Source organism: Undibacterium sp. SXout20W (assembly GCF_049340285.1).
GTDB lineage: Bacteria > Pseudomonadota > Gammaproteobacteria > Burkholderiales > Burkholderiaceae_D > Undibacterium.
In genome coordinates this window covers 65,386-87,807 of the sequence record NZ_JBMPPH010000001.1, presented here as the reverse complement: position 1 = coordinate 87,807, position 22,422 = coordinate 65,386, and the positions used below count along the sequence as shown (strand labels likewise).

At 47.7% G+C, this 22,422-nt stretch carries 24 protein-coding genes and 1 pseudogene; 21 read left to right on the top strand and 4 right to left on the bottom strand.

What is annotated here, in order from left to right; genetic code table 11:
- Window positions 1-5 precede the first annotated feature (5 nt).
- The 6 genes from ACO0K1_RS00425 (at window position 6) to ACO0K1_RS00400 (ending at window position 6,288) form a co-directional block, all read left to right on the top strand.
- Window positions 6-185: a DUF2635 domain-containing protein gene (locus tag ACO0K1_RS00425; protein ID WP_423021856.1), complete on the top strand. Its 180-nt coding sequence runs from the start codon at window positions 6-8 to the stop codon at window positions 183-185.
- The gene (locus ACO0K1_RS00420; protein ID WP_423021855.1) at window positions 185-1,666 is read left to right on the top strand and encodes a phage tail sheath subtilisin-like domain-containing protein; all 1,482 of its coding nucleotides are present in this window, start codon (window positions 185-187) and stop codon (window positions 1,664-1,666) included. The genes ACO0K1_RS00425 and ACO0K1_RS00420 overlap by 1 nt, the downstream gene beginning before the upstream one ends.
- Before the next feature lie 73 nt (window positions 1,667-1,739).
- A complete protein-coding gene (locus tag ACO0K1_RS00415) occupies window positions 1,740-2,108 on the top strand; it encodes a phage tail tube protein (RefSeq protein WP_423021854.1) in 369 nt (122 codons plus the stop codon).
- 2 nt (window positions 2,109-2,110) lie between these two features.
- The gene (locus ACO0K1_RS00410) at window positions 2,111-2,443 is read left to right on the top strand and encodes a phage tail assembly protein (RefSeq protein WP_423021853.1); all 333 of its coding nucleotides are present in this window, start codon (window positions 2,111-2,113) and stop codon (window positions 2,441-2,443) included.
- Between the two features lie 108 nt (window positions 2,444-2,551).
- A complete protein-coding gene (locus ACO0K1_RS00405; RefSeq protein ID WP_423021852.1) occupies window positions 2,552-4,786 on the top strand; it encodes a hypothetical protein in 2,235 nt (744 codons plus the stop codon).
- The gene (locus tag ACO0K1_RS00400; protein ID WP_423021851.1) at window positions 4,783-6,288 is read left to right on the top strand and encodes a DNA circularization protein; all 1,506 of its coding nucleotides are present in this window, start codon (window positions 4,783-4,785) and stop codon (window positions 6,286-6,288) included. Before ACO0K1_RS00405 ends, ACO0K1_RS00400 begins: the two co-directional genes overlap by 4 nt.
- Here ACO0K1_RS00400 and ACO0K1_RS00395 read toward each other — a convergent pair.
- Window positions 6,285-6,533 (bottom strand): hypothetical protein, encoded by a 249-nt coding sequence (locus ACO0K1_RS00395; protein ID WP_423021850.1) that lies wholly within the window; start codon window positions 6,531-6,533, stop codon window positions 6,285-6,287. The genes ACO0K1_RS00400 and ACO0K1_RS00395 overlap by 4 nt on opposite strands.
- A 21-nt stretch (window positions 6,534-6,554) precedes the next feature.
- Between ACO0K1_RS00395 and ACO0K1_RS00390 the strand changes: the two genes are divergently transcribed.
- The 11 genes from ACO0K1_RS00390 to ACO0K1_RS00340 are packed head-to-tail and all read left to right on the top strand — an operon-like array spanning window position 6,555 to window position 15,086.
- Window positions 6,555-7,625, top strand: a complete 1,071-nt coding sequence (locus tag ACO0K1_RS00390) for a phage baseplate assembly protein (protein ID WP_423021849.1) — start codon at window positions 6,555-6,557, stop codon at window positions 7,623-7,625.
- Window positions 7,622-8,257, top strand: a complete 636-nt coding sequence (locus ACO0K1_RS00385; protein ID WP_423021848.1) for a phage baseplate assembly protein V — start codon at window positions 7,622-7,624, stop codon at window positions 8,255-8,257. The genes ACO0K1_RS00390 and ACO0K1_RS00385 overlap by 4 nt, the downstream gene beginning before the upstream one ends.
- Complete coding sequence (locus ACO0K1_RS00380; RefSeq protein WP_423021847.1) at window positions 8,254-8,697, top strand: phage GP46 family protein; 444 nt, start codon at window positions 8,254-8,256, stop codon at window positions 8,695-8,697. The genes ACO0K1_RS00385 and ACO0K1_RS00380 overlap by 4 nt, the downstream gene beginning before the upstream one ends.
- A 1-nt stretch (window position 8,698) precedes the next feature.
- Complete coding sequence (locus ACO0K1_RS00375) at window positions 8,699-9,814, top strand: baseplate J/gp47 family protein (protein ID WP_423021846.1); 1,116 nt, start codon at window positions 8,699-8,701, stop codon at window positions 9,812-9,814.
- A gap of 4 nt (window positions 9,815-9,818) precedes the next feature.
- Window positions 9,819-10,412, top strand: coding sequence for a YmfQ family protein (locus ACO0K1_RS00370; RefSeq protein ID WP_423021845.1), 594 nt, complete (start codon window positions 9,819-9,821; stop codon window positions 10,410-10,412).
- A gap of 18 nt (window positions 10,413-10,430) precedes the next feature.
- Complete coding sequence (locus tag ACO0K1_RS00365; protein ID WP_423021844.1) at window positions 10,431-12,902, top strand: GDSL-type esterase/lipase family protein; 2,472 nt, start codon at window positions 10,431-10,433, stop codon at window positions 12,900-12,902.
- A gap of 59 nt (window positions 12,903-12,961) precedes the next feature.
- Complete coding sequence (locus tag ACO0K1_RS00360) at window positions 12,962-13,507, top strand: hypothetical protein (RefSeq protein WP_423021843.1); 546 nt, start codon at window positions 12,962-12,964, stop codon at window positions 13,505-13,507.
- The gene (locus ACO0K1_RS00355; protein ID WP_423021842.1) at window positions 13,507-13,839 is read left to right on the top strand and encodes a hypothetical protein; all 333 of its coding nucleotides are present in this window, start codon (window positions 13,507-13,509) and stop codon (window positions 13,837-13,839) included. Before ACO0K1_RS00360 ends, ACO0K1_RS00355 begins: the two co-directional genes overlap by 1 nt.
- A gap of 56 nt (window positions 13,840-13,895) precedes the next feature.
- Window positions 13,896-14,303, top strand: a complete 408-nt coding sequence (locus tag ACO0K1_RS00350; RefSeq protein WP_423021841.1) for a lysozyme — start codon at window positions 13,896-13,898, stop codon at window positions 14,301-14,303.
- Window positions 14,288-14,806: a hypothetical protein gene (locus tag ACO0K1_RS00345; RefSeq protein WP_423021840.1), complete on the top strand. Its 519-nt coding sequence runs from the start codon at window positions 14,288-14,290 to the stop codon at window positions 14,804-14,806. Before ACO0K1_RS00350 ends, ACO0K1_RS00345 begins: the two co-directional genes overlap by 16 nt.
- Entirely contained in the window at window positions 14,793-15,086 is a 294-nt protein-coding gene (locus ACO0K1_RS00340) for a hypothetical protein (protein WP_423021839.1), read from the top strand. Before ACO0K1_RS00345 ends, ACO0K1_RS00340 begins: the two co-directional genes overlap by 14 nt.
- Window positions 15,087-15,215: 129 nt before the next feature.
- Here the strand turns inward: ACO0K1_RS00340 and ACO0K1_RS00335 are convergent, their stop codons facing one another.
- Both ACO0K1_RS00335 and ACO0K1_RS00330 read right to left on the bottom strand, forming a co-directional pair.
- Entirely contained in the window at window positions 15,216-15,902 is a 687-nt protein-coding gene (locus ACO0K1_RS00335) for an SGNH/GDSL hydrolase family protein (RefSeq protein ID WP_423021838.1), read from the bottom strand.
- A gap of 151 nt (window positions 15,903-16,053) precedes the next feature.
- Window positions 16,054-17,316, bottom strand: coding sequence for a tyrosine-type recombinase/integrase (locus ACO0K1_RS00330; protein WP_423021837.1), 1,263 nt, complete (start codon window positions 17,314-17,316; stop codon window positions 16,054-16,056).
- Between the two features lie 379 nt (window positions 17,317-17,695).
- Between ACO0K1_RS00330 and ACO0K1_RS00325 the strand changes: the two are divergent.
- Window positions 17,696-18,031: pseudogene (locus ACO0K1_RS00325) on the top strand (MFS transporter); the annotation flags it as partial.
- Window positions 18,032-18,194: 163 nt separating this feature from the next.
- On the opposite strand, the gene ACO0K1_RS00320 reads toward ACO0K1_RS00325, so the two are convergent.
- The gene (locus ACO0K1_RS00320; protein ID WP_423021836.1) at window positions 18,195-19,703 is read right to left on the bottom strand and encodes a leucyl aminopeptidase; all 1,509 of its coding nucleotides are present in this window, start codon (window positions 19,701-19,703) and stop codon (window positions 18,195-18,197) included.
- Between the two features lie 50 nt (window positions 19,704-19,753).
- Between ACO0K1_RS00320 and lptF the strand changes: the two genes are divergently transcribed.
- The 3 genes from lptF to ACO0K1_RS00305 are packed head-to-tail and all read left to right on the top strand — an operon-like array spanning window position 19,754 to window position 22,382.
- Window positions 19,754-20,884: an LPS export ABC transporter permease LptF gene (gene lptF / locus ACO0K1_RS00315; protein ID WP_423021835.1), complete on the top strand. Its 1,131-nt coding sequence runs from the start codon at window positions 19,754-19,756 to the stop codon at window positions 20,882-20,884.
- Window positions 20,881-22,011: an LPS export ABC transporter permease LptG gene (lptG, locus tag ACO0K1_RS00310; RefSeq protein ID WP_423021834.1), complete on the top strand. Its 1,131-nt coding sequence runs from the start codon at window positions 20,881-20,883 to the stop codon at window positions 22,009-22,011. The genes lptF and lptG overlap by 4 nt, the downstream gene beginning before the upstream one ends.
- Window positions 22,011-22,382 (top strand): sirohydrochlorin chelatase, encoded by a 372-nt coding sequence (locus tag ACO0K1_RS00305; protein ID WP_423021833.1) that lies wholly within the window; start codon window positions 22,011-22,013, stop codon window positions 22,380-22,382. The genes lptG and ACO0K1_RS00305 overlap by 1 nt, the downstream gene beginning before the upstream one ends.
- The last annotated feature ends 40 nt before the right edge of the window (window positions 22,383-22,422 follow it).

The following is a 22,422-nucleotide window of genomic DNA, read 5'->3' as shown; positions in this document are numbered from 1 at the left end:
AATTTATGTTTGTTAAACCTAGCCCAGGACTCGTAATCCGTGACCCGGATCTATTAGACCTGTTACCGGACGAAGGCCGCGAAGTTCCAGAGTCTGATTATTGGCATCGTCGCGTGCGTGATGGTGATGTGGTCACTGGTGATGCTGCAAAAACCGCCAAAGCAAAGAAAGGTGGGGCTGAATAATGCCTATTCCATTTAAGCAGGTGCCTGCTAATATTCGTGTTCCACTGTTCTATGCAGAGACCGATAATTCGCAAGCGAATACTGGCCAGATCAATCAACGTGCATTGATCATTGGTCAAATGACCGCAGCTGGTACGGGTGTTCCGAATGTTCCGGTAATTTCGCAAGGGATCGCAGATGCTGCGATCGTTGGTGGACCAGGTTCTATGCTGCACTTAGAAACGGCGGCTTATCGCCTCGCAGATAATTTTGGTGAGGTTTGGTATTTGCCGCTGGCAGATGATCCAAGTGCGCTTGCAGCTTCTGGTACCGTCACTTTTACTGCTGCACCGACCGTCAACGGAACGTTTTATCTTTATATCGCTGGCGTTCGTATTGCTCAGCCTGTATTGACTACCCAAACGACGGCACAACTTGCGACAGCGTTAGCAGCTTTAATTAATGCAACGCCGAATCTCCCTGTCGCGGCAGCGGCAGCAGCGAGCGTGGTGACGATTACTGCGCTCAATAAAGGACCGTGCGGTAATGATATTGATCTCCGGGTCAATTATTTAGGGACAAAAGGTGGAGAAGCACTTCCAATCGGTTTGACCTATACCATCGTGCCAATGGCTGGCGGTGCGACAGCGCCAAATTTGACGATTGGTTTATCAAATCTGCTAAACCAGGCATTTGACTTTATCGTCTGCCCTTATACGGATACGACGAGTCTGAACGCGATTCAAGCGTTGTTGAATGATCAAACAGGACGTTGGTCTTGGAGCACTCAGGTGTATGGACATGCATTTGCAGCCTTGCGTGGAACCATTGGGGCTTTGACGACGTTCGGTGTGGGACGCAATGATCAGCATACCTCCGTCATGGGGTTTAACGATAGCCCAACACCAAACTGGATTTGGGCAGCAGCCTATGCTGGTGCATCGGCGGTGAGTCTGCGTGCTGATCCCGCAACCCCATTGCAGACGGTAAATATCCCTGGCGTTTTAGCGCCTCCTCTGCAATCGCGCTTTGGTTTAAGTGATCGTAATACGTTGCTGTATGATGGTATCTCAACGTTTGCAGTGGCGGATGATGGCACTGTATCGATTGAAAATCTGATCACGACGTATCAGAAAAATTCATTCGGCAGTCCAGATAACAGTTACCTGGAGGTGGAAACGCTGTTCACGTTGGCATATGTATTACGTGCACTGAAATCGGTCGTGACGACCAAATATGCTCGCGTTAAGCTTGCGGCGAATGGAACGCGCTTTGGTGCCGGTGCCAACGTAGTGACGCCAAACACGATCCGCGCTGATTTAATCGCCATGTACCGCACATTGGAGGCGCAAGGATTAGTACAGAACGGTGATGCGTTCAAGCAAAATCTCATCGTGCAGCAAAATGCGCAAAATCCAAATCGGATCGATGTTTTGTGGCCTGGCACATTGATCAATCAGCTGCGCATTTTTGCATTGTTGGCTCAGTTCCGACTGCAATAATTAAAAGCGTTTTTGTAATCAATAAAAGCCGCCTCATTCAAATGAAGGCGGCTTTTTCATTTTTGGAGCTGCAATGGCAGATACAACAAACAGACTGGCTGGTATTGCTTACCTGTCAGTTGATGGTCAGACATACATGCTGGCAGGTGACCTTACGTATAGTCCGTCAAAAGTCACTCGCGAAACAATTGTTGGACAAGATCGTGTTCACGGCTATTCCGAAAAACCACATCCGGGATCGATATCCGGAACGATTCGCGATGCGGGCGGTTTGTCGGTTGCTGCATTTAATGCAATGACAAACGTAACTGTCACCTGTGAGCTTGCCAATGGCAAAACAGTCGTCGGTCGCAACATGTGGACAGCGGACGCCCAGGAAGTGAAAACCGCCGAGGGTACATTTGAAGTGAAGTGGGAAGGTTTTAGCGTTGAAGAGGCTTAAAGATGGAAAACTTAAAAGATGAATTTGAAGAAGGTTTAAAAGAAGTCGAAGAATTTATCGATGAAAAAACGATATTTCTGCGTAAGCCGGTAACGATCGGCGGCGTCACCTACGACAAGTTAGACCTGAAAGAACCTGAGATGCACCAGGTTGAAAAAGCAGCTCTGGCGCAAACCGAGGTAGGTATGGCGATTTCTCTGATTTCTCAGGTTGCAAAAGTCCCACTTGCTGTTATTAAAAAGCTCTGCCAGCGTGATTTTAAAGAGGCTGCAAATTTTTTGGGAAGTATCAGCGACGATGGCCAGAAAACTGGCGAGACGTTGTCGCAGAGCTGACGCGATTTTACGGATGGGGACCACGTGACGCGTGGTCTTTGACGTATACCGAAATGACCTGGTGGAATAATCAGGCGATCCGTATATTGAAAGCAGAGAGAGAAAAAAATGGCTAATAATTTTCAAATAACAATCTCCGCGATTGATCGAGCGACTGCAGTAGTTCGTAAAATCAACGCTTCAATGGATCGCCTGACTAAACCCATTACACAAATGCGTCAATCGATGCGTGCCTTAGCCAAAGAAGCTGGGTTTGACAAGGTGGGGCGTTCTATCGGTAACGTGGGACGCTCTGCCGCGACAGTGGCAGGTAAACTCACTTCAATGCTCGGGCCATTGTCGATCATTGTCGGTGGTGGAACTATTGCCGGTATTGCTGCCGTGGCGACGGAATGGGCGCGATTTGGTTCTGAGGTGAGTAATTCTTCAGCCTTGATTGATATCAGCGTCGATAGTTTGCAGTCGTTATGTGGCGCTGCGTCAGTGGTCGGTGTTGGAGCACAAGAATTAACCGGAGGCTTAAAAAGCCTTGGTGATACGATGGAAGACGCGCTGTATGGACGCAATCAGCAAGCGCTCGTCGTACTCAATCGTTTGGGTATTGGTATTCATAAAACAAAAGATGGCTCGATTGACGCAGCTCGTGGCTTTCGTGATTTGTCCTTAGCAATCAGTGGCATTAAAAATACCCAGGTGCAGGGCGTTATCGCACGTACTTTCGGGCTTGAAGCTACTTTGCCTCTATTGCGAAAAGGCCCAAAGGCAATTGAAGAATATGAACGTAAAGTCGCTTCTCTCGGTGGGGTAATGAGTGGTTCGGCGCTCGAAGCTGCGCAGAACTTCGCTATGTCGCTTGATTATTTATCGATCGCGACTCAGGCAACCAGAAATTCTATCGGTGAAAAATTAGTCCCGATATTACAACCGCTCATCGAGCAATTTACTGCGTGGACTGCAGCTAACCGTGACTTGATTGCGACAAAAGTGGCACAGTTTGTTGAAGGCTTGGCACACTGGATTAATGAATTAGATTTCAAAAAAATCGGTGATGATCTCCGCGCATTCGCGAAAGACGTCGATAATCTGGTTGATTCGCTCGGTGGCTGGAAAAATGCAGCGATAGGACTCGTTTTTATAATGAATGGCAGCTTGATTGGAAGTTTAATCAATCTTGGTTTGGCGATAGGTAACTTAGGTGTTGTCGCCATCCCTGCATTGATTCGCGGTATTGGTCTCCTTGCTGCTGGGTTGGATGCGACGTTAGTACCAGCGATCTTAAAGGGGCTGCTTTCGATTGGATTGTACGTCGGTGGTTTGGCCGAAATGGCTGTTGGAATACCGATTGTCGGCGTGGTTTTAGAGGGGCTTTCTGCCGCATTTTTAGGTCTGGGAGCAGCGATCGCCGCGACGCCAATTGGATGGATCATTGCAGGTATCGCTGCCATTGGCTTCGGCGTCTACGCAATTTATAAAAACTGGGATGCGATCGGGGAATACTTTAGTAAAAAATTCGGCGCTGTCAAAGCGGCGTTTGATAAAAGTTGGTCAGGTGGAATTCTGGCGGTACTGGAAGAATTTAATCCGACAAAGATCGTTGCGGATGCTATGAACGGGCTCAGTAAATGGTTATTTGATTTTGATCTCTTCGATGCTGGTAAAAATGTTATTTCTGGCATGGTGCGAGGAATGAAGTCGATTCTTTCACTATTGCCAAATTCTGCGTTGCGAATGATTGGCATGGATTCATGGGTATCGGGAAGTAGTAGCGGTGTACAGACGTCTGCACAAAGTGGAAATGTACCGTTAGGTGTACGCAATAATAATCCGGGTAATTTGCGTTCCTGGGGAGCTACGCCACGCGATACCGGTGGTTATGCGGTGTTTCCAACAGCGGATGCAGGCTTAGCGGCAACGATTCAAAATTTACAGGCGCAGCAAAAATTGCATGGTCTCAATACGATCCGCGGAATTATTAGTCGTTGGGCACCGTCTAGCGAAAATAATACCGCAGCCTATATATCTGACATGGTCAAAAAGACCGGGTTCGGCGCCGATCAGCCATTGAATCTCAATGATGCTCGCACGGTTGCGCCGATGATATCAGGCATCGTGAAGCATGAAGGTAATTCATCTGGCTTTAGTGATGACATGATCAATAAAGCAGTCTCGGCGCAATTAGGAGGTGGTGCGATCGGTAGCCAGTCGTCTGGTCCGCAAAAAATGGAGGTCGCATTGACTTTGCATGGTCTACCCAGTGGCGTATCTGCGACGGCTAAAACGGATACGGGTACCGCGATGCCAGTGCGTGTCGCTTATACAATGCCAACGGGGATTACGCCATGAGTTTAGATAATATCTTAGGAAGTGTTCAATCAATCAGCGGAACGATTTCCAATGGCGTCAATCTCGCCAATCGGTTGATTGCTGATGTTGGTGGTGGTCTTGGTAGCAAGGCGGCGTATTGGAAAGATAAGTTGCGACCTGCATCTTTCAGAGGTGTCCAATTTGGTGTTTTTGAGGGACACCTAAAATTTGGACGGCGTGCTGTTATTCATGAGTACCCATTCAGGGATACGGTGTGGGTTGAGGATTTGGGACGTTCTGCTCGTCGGGTGGCATTTAATGGTTTTCTTGTCGGTGAAGACTGTATTAACCAGCGGGACAAGTTAATTTCCGCATGTGAAGACGTTGGTGCCATCGAGGGCGGTGAGTTAATGCACCCGACGCTGGGTCGCATGAAAGTCAGTTTAGCGGAGCCGGTTTCTTGTGTTGAGCATTGGGATAAAGGTCGCTATTTTGAGCTGAGCTTTTCTTTCATTGAGCAAGGTAAGCGAATTTTTCCGAACTCGACGATTTCAACTGGGGACGCGGTCAATAGCGCAGCATCTGCAGCAAAAGCTGCAACGTCGAAAGACTTTTTGTCTTCCGTAATCGGTGCGCTAAAAACGGGTGTTGGAGTGATCAAGCAGGCTGTGAATACTGTGCAGGGTTGGGCGAGAGCGGCGCAGGCAATCGTGAACGATGCGACTAATCTTTATCACTACGTTCAATCCTTACCTGGTGAGTTCGGGCGATTTTTTGGCGAGAATACGATTAGCTCTCCTCGTGGAGCGACAAATATTCCCGCACTCATCGCATTAGGGGCTGTCAATCGACAAAACGTAGCAGCTGCAACGCAGAGAATGTTTAACGGCGTATCGGGTATGTCAACGGTGTGCGGTCCGCGCCAAAATGCAAGCCTTGTAGCAGCGGCGGTCACGAACTATACGATTTCGGTTTCAGCATTCGCGCAGGCAGTTTCAGCTTCGACGCCCTCGACAAGAGATGCGTTGCGAGTACTGATCAATCTTGTTCAGGCAGTTCCTGCGTTGCCTGCGGGATTGCCGATGCCGACGTACCCAGCATCGACTGTAACTTCGATAAATACGTTGCAAGCTGCAGGGTATGTAGCAGGTGCTTCGTCTGATTTGTTGCGGCGATCTGCGCTGATAGCTCTGGCGCAGGCGGCGACGGTATATCAACCGACTTCCTACGATGATGCAGTGTCTGTTAAGACTTTGATTACGAACTTATTGGATGCTGAAATATGGATTGCAGGTAATCAGGGGCAGGATGCAACTTACGAGACGTTTCGAACGTTGCGTGCAGCAGTGGTTCAGGATTTGACGGAGCGTGGCGCAAATCTGGCCACATTGGTGAAGGTTAAAACGCCTCAGTCACTTCCGGCTCTTGCTTTGGCTCAGCGGCTCTATCGTGATTCAGCAAGAGCAGATCAGCTGGTGATAAAAGCGGATCCGATTCATCCCGCCTTTATGCCGGTGAGTTTCAGCGCTTTATCAAGTTAAGGCGTGATGCTGTCCGGCATTTTGTAATCCACTTTGGGCGAAGCATAAGGATTTGGTTTTCCCTTCTGCGTTTCTGGTGCTTTTGCGCAAAGAAATGTCGCGGGGTGTCCATAGCTAATGTACTGCATGGCTATTTTTTCGCCTGCTTTTTGGCACTGTTCTCGGGTAGTAAAGTAAGCGGCTGTCACATGACCTCCCATATAGCCATCTTGAAACAATAAAGTCAAAACGATGCTTTTGATCATGTAATTTTCCCGAAAGTTGAAATGGTTGACGATCTTACACTAATTGTAGGCGGTTTGCGCCTGTCCGGGTGGAATAGTGTTCGCGTGACGCTTGGCATCGAGCGGTGCCCGAATGATTTTGAATTAACGATGTCAGAGTATTTTTCGGGTGAGTTATCGGAAGTCATGGCCAGTGTAAATCCCGGAGATAGCTGTGATGTTTTTTTAGGTAGCGACCAGGTTATCAGTGGTTATGTTGATCGTTTCAATCCGTCGATCAGCGCATCGCAGCATTCGATTCAGGTCGCAGGTCGAGGGCGCTGTTCAGACCTGGTCGACTGTGCTGCGGAATGGCCGGGGGGGCAAATCAGCGCCTCGTCTGCATTAGGTGTTGCCCAGAAATTATGCGAGCCGTATCAGCTGAGCGCGAGCTGTCTGAGCGATCCAGGACCGCCGATCCCCCGCTTGATTTTAAATAATGGCGAAACGGCATTTGAGATTATTGAGCGCGTGTGTCGCTATGCAGCTCTTCTGGCTTACGAAGGATCGGATGGTAATTTAATACTCAATCGGGTCGGTACTGAGAAGGCTGCGAGTGGTTTTAAAGAGGGTGTTAACGTGGAGTCAGCTTCCATCGCTTACACCTGTGATCAGCAGTTTTCAGAATATTTAGTCGTGCGTATGTCCATGGACGTTTTGCACGACCTTGGGGAAAGTGGCAATTTAGTCGAGACAGTTACTAATCCAAATATCAAGCGTCATCGGCGGCGCATTATTGTCGCAGAGGGCGGCGATCCGGGATCGGAGATCGCCAAGCAACGTGCCCAGTGGGAGTGCAGTCGGCGCTTCGGGAGGTCTGCACAGTTGCGAATTACAACAGATGGATGGCGTGACTCTGCAAATGTGTTGTACACCCCGAATACGTTGGTCGATTTGGAGCTGCCAACGTTAAAGGCACCTCTGCGCACGTGGTTGATAAGCGAAGTGACTTATAGAAAAGATGAGCGCGGTACCGCTTGTGATCTCGTGATTATGGCTCCCGAGGCGTTTACGCCGGAGCCGGTGCTACTTCAGCAGGGGCCAGCCGAATTAGCAAATGTGGGAGGCGTATGAGTGGATCAGCAGCGGCGATCGAGCGGATCTATCGTCGAATAATGTTGATGGTGGGACGCGGTCGAATAAAAATCGGCACTGACGATCAGAGCGTTCAAAAGCAACAAGTAAAAATGGGACAGTTTGAAACATTTGATGATATTCCGCGATTATCAGAATACGGTTTTAATTCAATGCCTCCTGCTGAATCTGATGCGGTGCTGGTGTTTGTCGGTGGTAATCGTCTCGATGGCGTCATCATCGCAACTGGTAATCAAACTTTTCGAATGCGGAGCTTAAAGCCTGGCGAAGTGTCGATCTCTGATAATTTAGGTCAGTCAGTTTATTTGTCACAGACCGGCATCGTCGTCAATGGTGCAGGCTTACCGATGATGCTCACAAATACGCCTGAAGTGACTTTGGATACGCCACTCGTGCATATGACCGGCGATGCAAATGTCGATGGAAACTTGACCGTTGGCGGCAATGCAAATGTCACTGGAAACGTCGTTGCAAAGGGTGATGTATCTGATCACAGTAACAAAAGCATGGCAGGAATGCGGCAGGTATTTAATTCTCATACTCACGTCATTCAGCAGGTGCAATCAGGTCAGAGCACGCTTACGTCAAATCAACCAAACCAATCAGAATGAGCGATACAACAATTATCTGGAATCCAGCGTTGGGATATGGCGACTGGGCGATCAAGGGTTCGCAATTGCGGACAGGTAATGATTTGCAAACTGCGATTTATATCAGCCTTTTTACTGATAGGGCAGCTAATCCTGATGACATCATCCCGGACGGGTCGAACGATCCTCGCGGCTGGTGGGGTGATGCTGGGCAGGACGTCATTATCGGCTCGCGCCTATGGTTGCTCAGTAGATCAAAACAAGCGACAGAGACCCTCAACCAAGCGAAAGACTATATCTCTGAAGCGCTTCAATGGCTAATTGATGATGGGGTCGTTGGGCGTTTCGATATCACAGTTGAGTGGACAAAGGCGAGCATGTTAGGAGCAAATGTCGTCGCGTATAGCAATGGTTCGCAGTCGGCAATGCAGTTTTTTTGGACATGGAACGGAGGTAATTAATATGCCATTTAATCGTCCGACATTGTCGGCGCTTCAGGCTAGTGTAGCGAGCGATATAGCACAGTCAGTATCGGGGGTTGATCCGCTGCTTCGATTTTCTAACTTGAATATCACGGCAACGGCGCAGGCTGGTTTGGCGCATTTACATTATGGATATCTTGATTGGATTGCAAAGCAAGCGGTTCCCTTTACATGTACGGACGAGTATCTCGAAGGATGGGCTGCATTAAAAAGTGTCTATCGTCAGCCGGCGACGCAAGCGAGTGGAGTGATCACATTTACAGCAGGAGAAAATGCTCTTCTTCCTGCGGGATCCGTTGTTGTTCGAGGTGATGGACAAACTTGTGTGACGCTTTCAGATGCCAGGGCAAACAATGGAACGATCGTTGTTAATGCGCAGATGGCGCCAGATCCTAGTGGTGTGCAAGGGGCATTTGGTAATACGGCTGTAGGTGTATCGATGACACTCAGTCAAGCAGTATCAGGTATTCAGGCAACGGGGGTCGTTAGTCTGGCATTTACAGGTGGCGCAGACATCGAAAGTAATGACTCGTTAAAAAGCCGAATGTTATTTGCGTATCAAAACCCGCCAAAGGGGGGGGCGCTCAATGATTATATTCAATGGGCGAGCTCAGTTCCTGGAGTGACACGTGCCTGGTGTCTTCCAAACTCATACGGTCCGGGTACGGTTGTTATTTACGTGATGTTCGATGTGAGTAATGCCGCAAATAATGGCTTTCCGCAGGGTAAAAATGGTGTCGCAACAAATGAGAATCGTGGGGCGACTGCGACCGGAGATTTGTTGAGTATCGCTAATTACATCTTGCCATTGCAGCCTGTTACAGCATTGGTCTATTTAGTGGCTCCAGCTCCGGCACCGGTGAACCTGACAATTAAGGGCGTACCAGAATCGGCGCGATCGGCGGTTCAAGCGGCAATCTCGTCAGTCTTGTTTTCTCTTGGGGATCCAACCGGAAGCACGATTCCCCTTGCTCAAATATGGTCTGCGATCGCAAACAATGCGGGCGTGTCCGATTTTCTGCTGGTGTCGCCAGCCGCTGATATCGTCAACGCAGTAGGGACGCTATCTACGCTTGGCACAATCACTTTTACTTAACACTATGAACTCCACATTTTCCGCCGCTGATTACCTCAGCGCTTTGCAATCACTATTGCCTCGCGGACGTGTATGGCCTCGTGATCCTGCATCGATACAGACGCAGGTTTTATCAGGATTAACGCCTGTCTATGCCCGTCAAAACTTGCGTTCGAACCAGTTATTGGCTGATGTGCTTCCAAGTACAACCCTTGAATTATTGCCTGAATGGGAGATGACGTTAGGTCTGCCGGATCCGTGTGCAGGTGTGGCACCGACGATCCAAGCGAGGCAAGCGCAAGTGCTCGCAAGGTTTACTGGTGTCGGTGGTCAGTCAGTGGCTTACATGAAGGCGTTTGCAACAAATCTTGGTTACAACGTGACCATTACGCAGTTTGCACCCGCCAGAGCGGGTGGTTTAGCAGCGGGACTGCCTGTGTGTGGCGATGCATTCGCGCATGCATGGCAAGTCTCTGCCCACGTGTTTTCTTTGTTTTCATTTCTAGCCGGATCCTCATGTGCCGGCGATCCATTGGGGATGTTTGACAACAAAGTTTTGGAGTGTGAGTTGAGAGAAATTGCCCCAGCACATACGACTGTTTTTTTTACTTACTATTGAGATTAAAGGATTTTCTCTATGTTTCGTGTTGATGATATAACCGCAGCGCAGGCGCTTCCCGTTCCAGAAATGGCCGGACCGGAGGGATTTTTTACAGAGGGTGTTCCGGGAGTGACGCAAGCAACTCGGGTGCGTGCATCGTGGTTGAACATGGTGCAGGAAGAGCTATGTTCCATCCTTACTGCAGCGGGAATGACGCACAACAAAACTTCGTATAACCAGGTTGTTACGGCGATTCAAACGCTAATTTCTCAATCCAGCATAATTACGGATACTGGTGTAGCGAATGCGTATTCCGGAGTAAATGTAACGCCATTAACACTCGGGACGTTAAAACATGGAACGGTGCAGGAGGTTCAATGCTTGCATGCGAATACTGGTGCGTCTACGTATGCTCCTGACGGTCTAGCAGCGAAGCCAATTTATGGACTAGGTATGCAGCCACTACAAGGTGGCGAAATTGTCGTCAATGGTATTTGCGACTTACTTTATTTTATTAATCCTGCAGTTAATTCCGGCAATGGCGTTTGGATCTTATTGAGCTCGACTGGCGGCTCGCTTCAGGTGGCACCAGGCACCCATACTTCGCACGCGGTCAATATGGGGCAGCTAGCGGCGCTTAGTACATCTCTCGCAAATCGATTGCAATTTGATTCGATTGCAGCGCTGCGCCTCAATACCGCACCATCGAGCCAAGTTTATAGCTGTGGCGTAACGTCCTACTACGGATCTACTTCAACGAAGATTCAACCTGTGGCGCGTCAGTTTGACTATTACATTCAACCGACAGATACAACTAGTATTGATAATGGCTGGTCGATCATTGTTGATGCAGCAGGAAATCGCTGGTATGCGATTATTGATAAGCAGCCATCCGTCGTGCAGCTTGGTGCGATACCAGGTGATGCTGCATCCGGCACGATTGCATTCGCGATCACTGAAGCGAGTAATATTGATTCGTGGTACGTTCCGGCGGGCACATTTATTAGTGGCCAACCTTTGCTTACAAAGAATTATGTGGGTCCCGGTAGCGTAGTCGCTACAAATGGCGTTACGCATAACGGCACAACTCGAAACGGTATGTTGAAGAAAATTTCCGGATTAGCTTTCGGTAACGCACTGCAGTTTTCGAATTTTCCTCGCGCCGTCACGATCATCGGTGATTCGATCACCTCGGGAACGGGTGCATCGGTACAGGCAAATAGTTATCCGGCGGTACTTCAAAAGTTGCTCAATAACTCGCTTCCATTTGGGCAAGGAAGCTATCAGTCTGGGGGTATGTTTAATACTGTGACGCTGGGCGGTTCATATACTCGTGGCACAAATGGACCAGGGCGTAATTCAGTTATTCTTGCGCCGGGTGGTACGATTACTTTTACTGCTGACTATATAGATACGGTAGTGTTCTATTTTACCCGGGCTGCGACAGGTGTAGGAACTCTGACCCTGACATCTGGCGGGACGACGTTAGGTAGTCAGGTATGTACAGGGGCGCCCGGAACGGATGTGCTTGGAATTTTGACGCAGCTCGCGCGCGGCGGAAAGGGCGTCACTTATACGATTACGTGTTCTGTTGCTCCAGTCGAAGTAACAGGCATCAGTGCATTTCATGCGTTGTCTGGTGCAGCAGGAAGTGCGGGAACTAATCCCTATTTCATTTCAGTGCAAGGGTTTAGCGGCTACAACACGAATAATTTCACGCCTGCGCCAGTAATTGCATCGCTTGTTGCGCAAAATCCGTACCCACAGTTCAACTTTGAAATATTCATCTTGGCTATTGGCACGAATGATATTTTCAACGTATCGACTGCAAATACGTCTGCGCAGTACAAAGCAAATCTATCAAGCATCATTACTCAATTACGCGCTGCAACAGGTACAAGTTGCACAATTATTCTTCAGGTTCCACTGAATGCACGTTCAGATTTCCGTACACCAGTGCTTGAGCCGTTTGAAAACTATCGCGAAGCGATCTACCAATTGGCGCGGCAGTTTGATTTAGATGTGATGGATTTAAGTGAGCTCGATTTGCTGACGGTCGGAGCGACGTCCGACGGCTTACACCCGAATGACTTCGGTCATTCAATTATTGCATCGGCGTGGTACGAAAAACTATTTGGAACACTTGTTACAACACCAAGAGTTGATCCGATCGTACCCGTCGCACCGGTAACGGCAGTAGCAGGTACGTTGCTTCAATCGACCATGACAAAGGGGGGTGTTGTTAATCTATCCGGGCAGCTTTTAACTAGTAATGTCACCTCTGGGACACAGATTGCTTCAGTAGCGTTAAGCTCAGCGCCTCTCCAGCAAAAAGTGCTCATAGCGCCCTACTGGAATGGCACGGGAACCTATGCGCAGGGTGCCGCGATTCTATCGATATTGCCGTCAGGGTCAGTGGTACTTTATGGAACATCCATAGGACCAAGTTATTCCGCTACAGGAAATCCCTACATTTCACTTGATGGCTTGTCCTACGTTGTCAGCTAATTCATGCAAGCCAATCCTAACCCGCTACGGCGGGTTTTTTTATGTCTAAAGGAAAGACGATGACGTTAAACGAACACGAAAAAAAAGCCACACTGTCTGAAGATACGTTCTATCCAGATCACGAAAAGCGCACGGAATCGAGTCTATTTGTGCATACGAAGAGGAAAATGAAAGCCAATGGCTATAACGCTTGCTCGATCTGCGGTGACGAAGAAACGCTTGAGTTTCATCATCGCTTCTTCGAGTGGGCGTACCAGCTCGTGATCGACTGGAAATGGGTGCGCGATGTAGCGACTAATCAAACTGACGTGATGTGGTCGCATAAGTTGCAGCGTGTTGTGCCGATCCCGAAAAAGCATCCAATCTGGGATTTGATCAAACTGACGCAAGACTTTGATTGGGAAGCATTTGATCCAGCAAATCCAACGACGTTTGTTGATTCTGAATATAACCAGCTCCCGCTTTGTGAGCTGCATCACCGCGGTCAAAATCACGGCCGACATGAAGAGTCAGACCCGATTTGGAATGTTCAAGGTTTCCTGATCCGTGGCTTTATTTACTCACCCGATGAATTGAAGGCGCTGCACGTGAAGGAGGCTGCTTGATGGATTACAGCCTATTAATTGAGGTCGTTGGCGGAGGCATTCTCTCTGCTTTTTGCGGTGCAGTCGGCTTCTCACTGCGAAGAAATATTCATCAGGTTGATGAAGCGTTGAAAGAACACCAGGTAAAGCTTGAGGCAACTCAGAAAGAGATCACTGACTTCAAGCTTTATGTTTCACAAAACCATGTGACGCAGGATGAGCTCAGCAAAAGCCTTGACCGTCTCGATGAAACAATAAAAGACCTGGTCGACGCTATACGCGAAAGCGCTCGCGATACGCGTGAGTCAATCAACCGACTGCAAACGAAAATCGATGGGAAGGTGGACAAATGATCGTATCAAAAAAAAGTTTAGCCGCCATCGTTGGCTCAGTTGCCGCTGCCGTCCTCATGATCTTCACTCCTTCGAAAGAGGGGACGGTCTATAAGACATACAAGGACTTGGGCGGTGTTCTCACATATTGCACCGGCGCGACAGAAAACGCCATCTGGGGTAAGACGTACACGCCTGCCGAGTGTGCCGCGCAGTTAGATAAGGATCTTGCGTCACATGCCGAGGGTGTTATGGAATGTGTGCCCGCACCTCTGACTGATGGGCAAAAAATCGCTTTTGTCGATGCGGCTTACAACATTGGTGTCGGCGCTTTCTGTGGCTCATCGATGGCGAAGCTTGCCAATGCTGGCGATATTGTCGGCTCTTGCAACGCACTCATGCTCTGGAATAAAGCAGGGGGCAGGGTAGTGCCGGGTATCACAAAGCGACGAAGTGAAGAGAGGGAAATATGTCTGAAAAAATAATTGCGTGGCTCGTCGTTGCAATCATCGTTTGTGCTGGTGGTTACGTCACTTATGAGCACATCAAAGACTTGGGTCGCAAAGAAGTGCAGGCCGAATGGGATGCGGACAAAGACCGCCAGGACAAAGCGGCAAAAGCAGCCATTGCCAAACGCGAAGCCGAAAATTCGCAGGTCGCAGCAGCCCAATCGGAAACAATCAAACTCATTAAACAAGGGGAAGCAAATGATAAAACTCACAACGATGCTGTCCATGTTGCTGTTGTTGACAGCATGCGCAGCGACTCCAGAAGTAAAGGTAGTCGATCTGCCGAAAGCTCCAGTTCCAAAAATGCCAGCGAGCCTGATCAAGCCAATTCCGGTGCCTGGATACTTTCAGACTCAGGGCTGCAAGATTTATTCGCTCTCTTGCGCAACGCCGACGAATTAGCTTCTCAATGCCGGGCGCAGCAAAAGTTTATTACTGATAACAATTTGATAGAAGGTGAAAAAAATGACTTGGACTAATCCGTTGGACAAAGTTCCTCAAATTCCGCAAGACTATGCGAACCATTTCATCTACGGCCAGGCGTTGTTCTTGATAGTGCTGTTGATTTTATCCCGCTTGCACGTGCTTCATTCCGTGGCCATTGCGTTCGCGGTGCTGACCGTCGTTTCGGCGGGGAAAAAGATTGTCGACTATTTCAAAGAAGGTGAGACGTTATCGATGTGTGTGGGTAAAGCGCTGGTAACGATAGCCGGTGGCATTCTGCCGTATTTGTGTTTGATATTGGCTCATATCACGTAGATTGTAGGGTGAAGCGAGTGCGGAAGTTGTTGCTGAAACTGCCGCACTCATATTTGACGTTTTTTTTGATGCTCAAGAAATACAAATATGGGGCCGTGTCGCCTTTTTGGTTTAAAGCCTGTAGTTATTTCACAGCTTTAAAAGCACTGGCAGAATAGCGTTAGCAAATGGTTGATAATCGCATGGGTGTAAATCATAGGCATTACACGCTGAGGTATTTACGCCATTCACTACCGTCTCCAATGCCCGTGTGTCTATTAGCGTTGCGTTATATTGCACGGCTAACTGCTTCATTAAATTTGCGAAATGTGCCGCTTTTGCGTCTTGAGCGTAAGTCAGATACGGTATGCCAACCAAAGGGGTAAGCAAAACAATCTTTATTTTACGGCTTTGCAAGTCCTGCAAGATCACTTGATAGTTGCCAACATAATCCGAGTCCGAATAGTTATTTACCACATCATTGAGCCCGGTAGACATCACAATAATATCGGGATTGGCTGCTAAGGCTAATGGGTATTCAATTTCGCGCATGTGACTGGTATTACTTGGACCAGATCCAACAGCAAGATTGACTGATTTAATCCGTCCGTTTGACTGTGCCTGAATTAATGCCGCGTAGGACTTTTCTGGTAATAATTGATTAAAAGGTTCTGTTTTTGCATTGAGAATCCCCTGAACTCCCGCTACCGTAGAGTCCCCCATAAAGGCGACGGTAATTTGCTTCTGTTCTTGTGGCGCAACTGTTTGCATACCGCCGCCTCCACAAGCCGATAAAGAAAAAGCTGCAATCGCAGCGATAAGTTTTAACAAAGACATAAAATTCCTTTTGAAAAGATGTGCTATTTTAGTATTTAAATGGCATTTTTTGCAATGTTTTTGCGCGACGGAATCGGCCTTTTGGAGGTTTTTATTTGGGAGGTGACAGGAATGGCTATGCAGAGTTGATTTCTCATTTGAAAAAAAAGCGTCAATAGGGCTGACCTAACAACTCCTGTTGACGCTTATTTTTTACTGTATTCTCAATCTCATCAATAAATTTAGCCCAGAGCTCGAGGGCAGCCCTACGCTCTGGGATATCGGTCCTAACATCATAAATAGCATCCATTCCTTGAAGTTTATGATTGAGCGCAAGTTCGGATATTTCCTTACTTATGCCTAGATTTCTCATATGTCCCTTGGCAGTACTTCGGGTGTCGTGTGGAGTAAATTTCCGTGTTTCTATTTCTCCGCGTTCAAATGCTCGTGTTATTGCCGCCCAAAGCGTAGTAGGGCCGACGTGAGTGTCGCCATTTCTTGTTCTTCGGTCGTCTCGCGCCGGAAGTACGTATGCTGACGAACCGGCATATTCTTTCAGTTCTAAGAACCACTTTTCAACTGTTGGTGTCAGTGGTACCAGAAAACCTTGTCTAGTCTTGACTGCATCATCATGCACAATCCACGTTTTTGCGACAAAATCAATGTCCTCCCATTTGGCTTTTGTGAGTTCAATTGAGCGTACGCACGTTGCAAGAAGAATTCGGAATGCAAGGGCATTGCAGGTTCCGATAAATTCTATATTAGCAAGAAGGGATCGGATTTCCTCTGCTGTAAGCATGACGCGCTTTTTGACTTTTGGACGTGTTCCAAGAAGGGCTGTGAGTTTGACGCCGGTGCATGGATTTGCTGCGATTAATTTTTTTGCAATGGCATGATCAAACATTTTTCCCATCGTTATGAGTATGCGACGATTGATTGTCCAGGTTCGACCTGTATTTTCAATCACATAGACGATGTCGGATGGAGTGATTAGTTGAACTTCCAAGCTTCCTAATTTTGGTCTAACAATGTTTTCAATATCCCACTTTCGATAGTAGAGTGTGCTGTGCGAGTAGTTTTCTGGCGTCAGTTGCTTTTCAAGGTAGTCATCTGCGAGTCTGTTGATAGTCCATGTTTGAGAAGTTCGCATCTTGCTCAGCTGCTTATTTGCTGCTGGATCCCCACCTTGATCAATGGCTACTCGATGTTCCCTTGCTAGCTTTCTTGCTGCTGCAAGCGTCAAGTCTGGATAGTTGCCAAGAGTAAGTTCTTTTGGTCTCCCTGCGCGCAAATAACGCAAAACGAAAGTTGCGGTACCGGCTTTCGATAGAGTAAAAGTTAGTCCGCCACCGTCAGTTTTTGCAATAGGTGATCCAGCCGCAACCCACCTTTTTATTTGTAAATCATCGAGGAGATTGATTCCACGCTTGGCCATGATTGCTCTCTAAATTTGTAGCTAATAGTCGAAATTGCCTCTAGCTACAAATCTAGCTACAAATTTATGTAGAGATGCAGTGAGACAAATTGAGACATTAAACTACAACTTACCTAGAGGTGTATAGAGGATTGCTAAAAAAATGATCCTACTTGAAGCAAGTTGAGACAACTTTTGAACTTGCAGGTGGTAATTTTCATATTTTTCGTAGGATCTAAATTTATTGCGTCGTTTTTTGAAATTCATCGGCTGATTTAATTGTGCCACCAAACGGGCCAGACATAATTTAATGCTGTGTTTTTCGTCTACCAAATTACCCTTGCATTATACGACGCGCGCGAATTTGCTTCACGTTATACGCGTGATGAGGAATTCATTTAAGGCTTACCCCCTGTTATCGTGGCTGATCGCTAATCCTAGTTTTGAACATATGCTGGCTGTTGAGTTGTGGTTATCTTTTTTATATGCCAGCTACAACGGCGCAACGATTGTTGCTCTGACTGAAATTATTCCTGTGCGTATTCGCACCACCGGCTTTTCGCTCGCTTACAGTCTGGCGACCGCGTTGTTTGGTGGTTTGACTCCATTGGTATCTACCTGGCTGATCGAAACTACAGGTGACAAGGCTTCACCTGGATACTGGATGGCGATGTCTGGTGGCGTGGGGTTGTTGGCGACTTTTTTGATTTACCGGGGCGTCGTGAAAGAGCGTTGAGCGTTGATGTGTCTGGCGGTGGTTCGTGATGGGTATCAGGTTTAGGTCTGCCCGAAAAATGTTCTGAACATGTTTAATGCATGAGGCATTCCAGGCGGAATAAAAAAGCCGCGCCAATGACTGTGGCGCGGCTTTTGAATGATGATGCGTAGGTTTGAGTTACTTAACCAGCACGATTCATCAAGAAAGTCGTCAACAAAGGTACTGGGCGGCCAGTAGAGCCTTTGGATGCACCGGATTTCCATGCGGTACCAGCGATGTCCAGATGTGCCCAGGTGTATTTCTTGGTGAAGCGCTCCAGGAAGCAAGCTGCTGTGATGCTGCCGCCCGCCGGGCCGCCAATGTTGGCCATGTCAGCAAAGTTTGACTTCAACTGTTCGTTGTACGCTTCTTCAATCGGCATGCGCCATGCGGTATCGCCAGATTGCTTACCTGCTGCGAGTAATTCTGCGGCCAAGGCGTCATGTTTGTCATCGTGGCGTGTGAATAAGCCGCTATTGTGATGGCCCAATGATGTTACGCAGGCACCCGTCAATGTGGCAACGTCAACGACTACGGCTGGGTTGAAACGCTCTGCGTAGGTCAGAGCGTCACACAGAATCAAGCGGCCTTCGGCATCGGTATTCAATACTTCAATTGTCAGACCAGACATTGAGGTGACGATATCGCCTGGACGTGTTGCAGAACCGGACGGCATGTTTTCGCATGTCGGAACGACGGCAATCACATTGAGTTTGAGCTTCATTTCGCCGATCGCACGCATTGTGCCGATCACTGATGCTGCGCCGCCCATGTCGTATTTCATTTCATCCATGCCCGCGCCTGGTTTGAGCGAAATACCACCAGAATCAAATGTAATACCTTTGCCTACTAATACCACTGGTGCCTCTTTGACTTTACCGCCCATATGTTTGAGAACGATAAATTTTGGTGGTTCAACAGAGCCGTTGGTGACTGACAAGAAGCTGCCCATTTTGAGTGCTTGCAATTGCTTGCGATCCAAAATTTCGACGCCCATCTTGTAATCAGTGGCGATTTTTTTAGCAGTGTTGGCTAAATACGTCGGCGTGCAAACGTTTGGTGGTAAATTGCCCAATTCTTTGGTTAAATCCATGCCGTTGGCTAAGGCAACGCTTTGTGTCAGGGCAGATTTGGCCAAAGTGGCTTCAGTAGTGGCAACAGCGATAGCAACTTTTTTAACACCGACATTGCTTGTATCTTTTTTGCTTTTTAAGCTATCAGCACGGAAAATGCTTTCGCGGAATGCCAGTACAGTGGCGCGTACTGACCAGGAAATATCGCGATCTTTGATATTTGGTAATGCTAAAACAACATCATTGGAGCCGAGGTTGAGTAAGCTACGGGCGGCGGCGTTTGCTGCTTGCTGGAGGGCTTTTTCTGATATTGTGCTGCCTTCTTCGCCTAAACCGACCAATAATACCCGTTCAGCAGCGACCTCAGCGACGTTGCGCAGTAATAAGGAAGAACCAATTTTGCCAGAAATGTCACCTGATTTCAGTGCTGCGGCAATGGCGCCATGCTTATCTAAACCCGCCGCGGCTGCGGAAAGTTTTTTATTTTCGAATACGCCAACTACGATACAGCCTGTCTTGATGGCCTTGTGGGCAGTTAAGGCACTTTTTGCGTCGATTGTTTTTATGCTAAAGTCCACGTATTACTCCTCTTGGTAAGTCTCGTAAAACAGACATTATAATCCTTCTCATGATTTTTCAACGCGCGCTTCGACGTGAATTGCTCAGCGCAGCAGGCGCAGTCTTCACAACCTTGTTTACCATCACAATTACAGTGATGTTGATTAAAATCCTCGGCCAGGCTGCTGGAGGTAAAGTGGCGTCCAGCGATGTGGTCGCCCTGATTGGCTTTACGTCTATGATGTATATGCCAGTTCTGTTGATTTTAACTGGTTTTATTGCTGTTTTGTTGGTAGTTACACGATCTTATCAGGATTCGGAAATGGTGGTCTGGTTTGCTTCTGGTCTGAGTTTGACGGAATGGATCGCGCCAGTATTGCGATTTGGGGCGCCATTGATCGTATTAACCGCTTTATTAAGCTTTGTGGTGACGCCTTGGGCCAGCCAGCAAAGTTCCGAATTCAGAGAACGTTATGACAAACGTTCGGATATCGCTAAAGTATCTCCAGGTAAGTTTCAGGAATCGGCTTCATCAAATCGCATCTTTTTTGTTGAAGAAGTGACCGGCGATCTAAGTAAAGTACAAAACATTTTCATTAACACCATTCACGATGGGCGCTCCAGTATTGTGGTGGCGAAAGAAGGCGTTATTGAAATCGATAAGTTTGGTGACAAATTTTTAGTGATGAGCAAAGGTCGCCGTTACGATGGCTTACCGACAGCGCCTGATTTTCAGATGATGCAATTTGAGAAATATGGTGTGTTGGTATCGAGCCAGAATGGCGCTTTAGTTGGCGATAATTCCGCGAAGTCGATGCCGCTAAAGAAATTACTGGAAAATATGGACTCCGTCAAAAAAGCGGAATTGTTATGGCGTATTTCCTTACCTGTCATGTGCACGTTGCTCATGTTGGCTGCTATTCCACTGGGATTTGTGAATCCTCGCGTGGGGCGCTCTGCAAACCTCATCGTTGCTCTCTTATCGGTGATCATTTATCTGAACATCGTTAATATTTCTCAGGCGACCGTTGCGCAGGGGCGTAGCGAATTTGGAATGACATGGTGGCCAGTGCATTTGGCGGTGTTGGTGTCTATCGTCTCTTTGTTTGCCTGGCGCTTAAAAGTGAATAGTCATTGGCATCCTTTGGTGGTGTGGTCCAGATGCAAAGCGGGCTTACGTGGGAAAGAAAATCTGGCATGAAAATTTTGCAGAAGTATTTTGGCACGGAGATTATCCGTGCTGTCTTGTTTGTGATGTTGGCACTTTTGGCGCTGTTCTCTTTTTTTGATTTGATGGGTGAATTGCCGTCTGTGAATAAAGGCGGCTATCAATTGCAACATGCGATCTGGTACGTGTGCCTGGGTTTGCCAGGTTATGTGTACGAGTTTATGCCGATTGCCGTATTGATTGGCACCATCTACGTCCTGGCGCAATTCGCTGCTAATTCTGAATTCACCATCATGCGAGCGGCCAGTATGTCGACCTTTATGGCGGCTCAAATCCTGATCAAAATAGGTTTGGTTTTTGTACTGCTGACCTTTATCTTCGGCGAGGTAATTGCACCGAACACGAGCAAAATGGCTGAGTCTATGAAGCTCACCGCCCTCGGTGCAACGGAAGCGCAAGAATTCAGGACTGGATTGTGGACAAAAGATTTGATTCGTGAGAACGGTTTAAAAGGTGAGATTATCGGTTCGCGTTTTTTGAATGTACGAGAAATTCTTCCTAATCACCAGCTTAAAGAAGTTAAGTTATACGAATTCGATAAAAACTTCCATCTGGCACGTGAGGTCACTGCAAAAAATGCTGCCTACCAAGGCAGCAATGTATGGCGTTTGTTTGATGTCAACGAAACCTCCTTTCCTATGACTTTGTCTACCGAGGACATTGCAAACGTTAAGAGTCAGAAGTTAGCTAATCTGGACGTGATTTCCGAGGTGACACCGGATATTTTGTCAGTTTTATTTGCAGATCCAGATCGCATGTCTGCCATCGATTTGGCGTCGTTTACGCGTCATTTGGCAGAAAATAAACAAGACAATGAACGTTATCAAATCGCCTTTTGGAAAAAAATTACCTACCCATTTGCGACCCTGGTCATGATGGCATTGGCGCTGCCCTTTGCGTACTTGCATGTACGCAGCGGTGGCACGAGTCTTAAAATATTTAGTGGTATTATGATCGGGATGGTCTTTTATCTGATCAACTCACTATTCTCGCATCTTGGTATGCTTAACACCTGGCCACCAATTTTTACAGCGCTGGTCCCCAGTATCTTATTTTTAGGACTTGCATTGCTTGGCCTGCGTTACGTGGAAAGAAATTGATGAGTAAAACGTCGGCCTTAATTTTGTTTGCCCATGGTGCACGTGATCCGCGATGGGCGGCACCTTTTCAGCGTCTGCAGAAAATGACGCAACTGAGTTTGCCAGATTGCGCCGTCGAACTGGCCTTTCTCGAATTTATGACGCCAAGCCTGCCTGATTTGGTATCGACACTTGTTGCTCAGGGGTGTAAAGCGGTGACTGTTTCACCGATTTTCTTGGGGCAAGGTGGACATGTATTGCGTGATTTGCCTGTATTGCTTGAGCAATTGCGGACGACCTATCCAACATTGGAGATTAAACTGGCCACCGCAGTGGGCGAAGAAGAGAGTGTTTTAATGGCGATTCGGGACTATTGCATTACGTTGGTTTGATTTTATGTTTGCAGATTGGGTGTAACTTTTTCAGTTAACT

What these genes read in the sequence shown, in the direction of transcription:
- ACO0K1_RS00360 (WP_423021843.1), top strand. Translation starts at nt 12,962, where the DNA reads ATGACGTTAAACGAACACGAAAAAAAAGCCACACTGTCTGAAGATACG.
- ACO0K1_RS00390 (WP_423021849.1), top strand. Translation starts at nt 6,555, where the DNA reads ATGGTTGACGATCTTACACTAATTGTAGGCGGTTTGCGCCTGTCCGGG.
- ACO0K1_RS00420 (WP_423021855.1), top strand. Translation starts at nt 185, where the DNA reads ATGCCTATTCCATTTAAGCAGGTGCCTGCTAATATTCGTGTTCCACTG.
- ACO0K1_RS00340 (WP_423021839.1), top strand. Translation starts at nt 14,793, where the DNA reads ATGACTTGGACTAATCCGTTGGACAAAGTTCCTCAAATTCCGCAAGAC.
- ACO0K1_RS00375 (WP_423021846.1), top strand. Translation starts at nt 8,699, where the DNA reads ATGCCATTTAATCGTCCGACATTGTCGGCGCTTCAGGCTAGTGTAGCG.
- ACO0K1_RS00395 (WP_423021850.1), bottom strand. Translation starts at nt 6,533, where the DNA reads ATGATCAAAAGCATCGTTTTGACTTTATTGTTTCAAGATGGCTATATG.
- ACO0K1_RS00305 (WP_423021833.1), top strand. Translation starts at nt 22,011, where the DNA reads ATGAGTAAAACGTCGGCCTTAATTTTGTTTGCCCATGGTGCACGTGAT.
- ACO0K1_RS00370 (WP_423021845.1), top strand. Translation starts at nt 9,819, where the DNA reads ATGAACTCCACATTTTCCGCCGCTGATTACCTCAGCGCTTTGCAATCA.
- lptG (WP_423021834.1), top strand. Translation starts at nt 20,881, where the DNA reads ATGAAAATTTTGCAGAAGTATTTTGGCACGGAGATTATCCGTGCTGTC.
- ACO0K1_RS00380 (WP_423021847.1), top strand. Translation starts at nt 8,254, where the DNA reads ATGAGCGATACAACAATTATCTGGAATCCAGCGTTGGGATATGGCGAC.
- ACO0K1_RS00365 (WP_423021844.1), top strand. Translation starts at nt 10,431, where the DNA reads ATGTTTCGTGTTGATGATATAACCGCAGCGCAGGCGCTTCCCGTTCCA.
- ACO0K1_RS00385 (WP_423021848.1), top strand. Translation starts at nt 7,622, where the DNA reads ATGAGTGGATCAGCAGCGGCGATCGAGCGGATCTATCGTCGAATAATG.
- ACO0K1_RS00345 (WP_423021840.1), top strand. Translation starts at nt 14,288, where the DNA reads ATGTCTGAAAAAATAATTGCGTGGCTCGTCGTTGCAATCATCGTTTGT.
- ACO0K1_RS00355 (WP_423021842.1), top strand. Translation starts at nt 13,507, where the DNA reads ATGGATTACAGCCTATTAATTGAGGTCGTTGGCGGAGGCATTCTCTCT.
- ACO0K1_RS00335 (WP_423021838.1), bottom strand. Translation starts at nt 15,902, where the DNA reads ATGTCTTTGTTAAAACTTATCGCTGCGATTGCAGCTTTTTCTTTATCG.
- ACO0K1_RS00405 (WP_423021852.1), top strand. Translation starts at nt 2,552, where the DNA reads ATGGCTAATAATTTTCAAATAACAATCTCCGCGATTGATCGAGCGACT.
- ACO0K1_RS00410 (WP_423021853.1), top strand. Translation starts at nt 2,111, where the DNA reads ATGGAAAACTTAAAAGATGAATTTGAAGAAGGTTTAAAAGAAGTCGAA.
- ACO0K1_RS00350 (WP_423021841.1), top strand. Translation starts at nt 13,896, where the DNA reads ATGATCTTCACTCCTTCGAAAGAGGGGACGGTCTATAAGACATACAAG.
- lptF (WP_423021835.1), top strand. Translation starts at nt 19,754, where the DNA reads ATGATTTTTCAACGCGCGCTTCGACGTGAATTGCTCAGCGCAGCAGGC.
- ACO0K1_RS00425 (WP_423021856.1), top strand. Translation starts at nt 6, where the DNA reads ATGTTTGTTAAACCTAGCCCAGGACTCGTAATCCGTGACCCGGATCTA.
- ACO0K1_RS00415 (WP_423021854.1), top strand. Translation starts at nt 1,740, where the DNA reads ATGGCAGATACAACAAACAGACTGGCTGGTATTGCTTACCTGTCAGTT.
- ACO0K1_RS00400 (WP_423021851.1), top strand. Translation starts at nt 4,783, where the DNA reads ATGAGTTTAGATAATATCTTAGGAAGTGTTCAATCAATCAGCGGAACG.
- ACO0K1_RS00330 (WP_423021837.1), bottom strand. Translation starts at nt 17,316, where the DNA reads ATGGCCAAGCGTGGAATCAATCTCCTCGATGATTTACAAATAAAAAGG.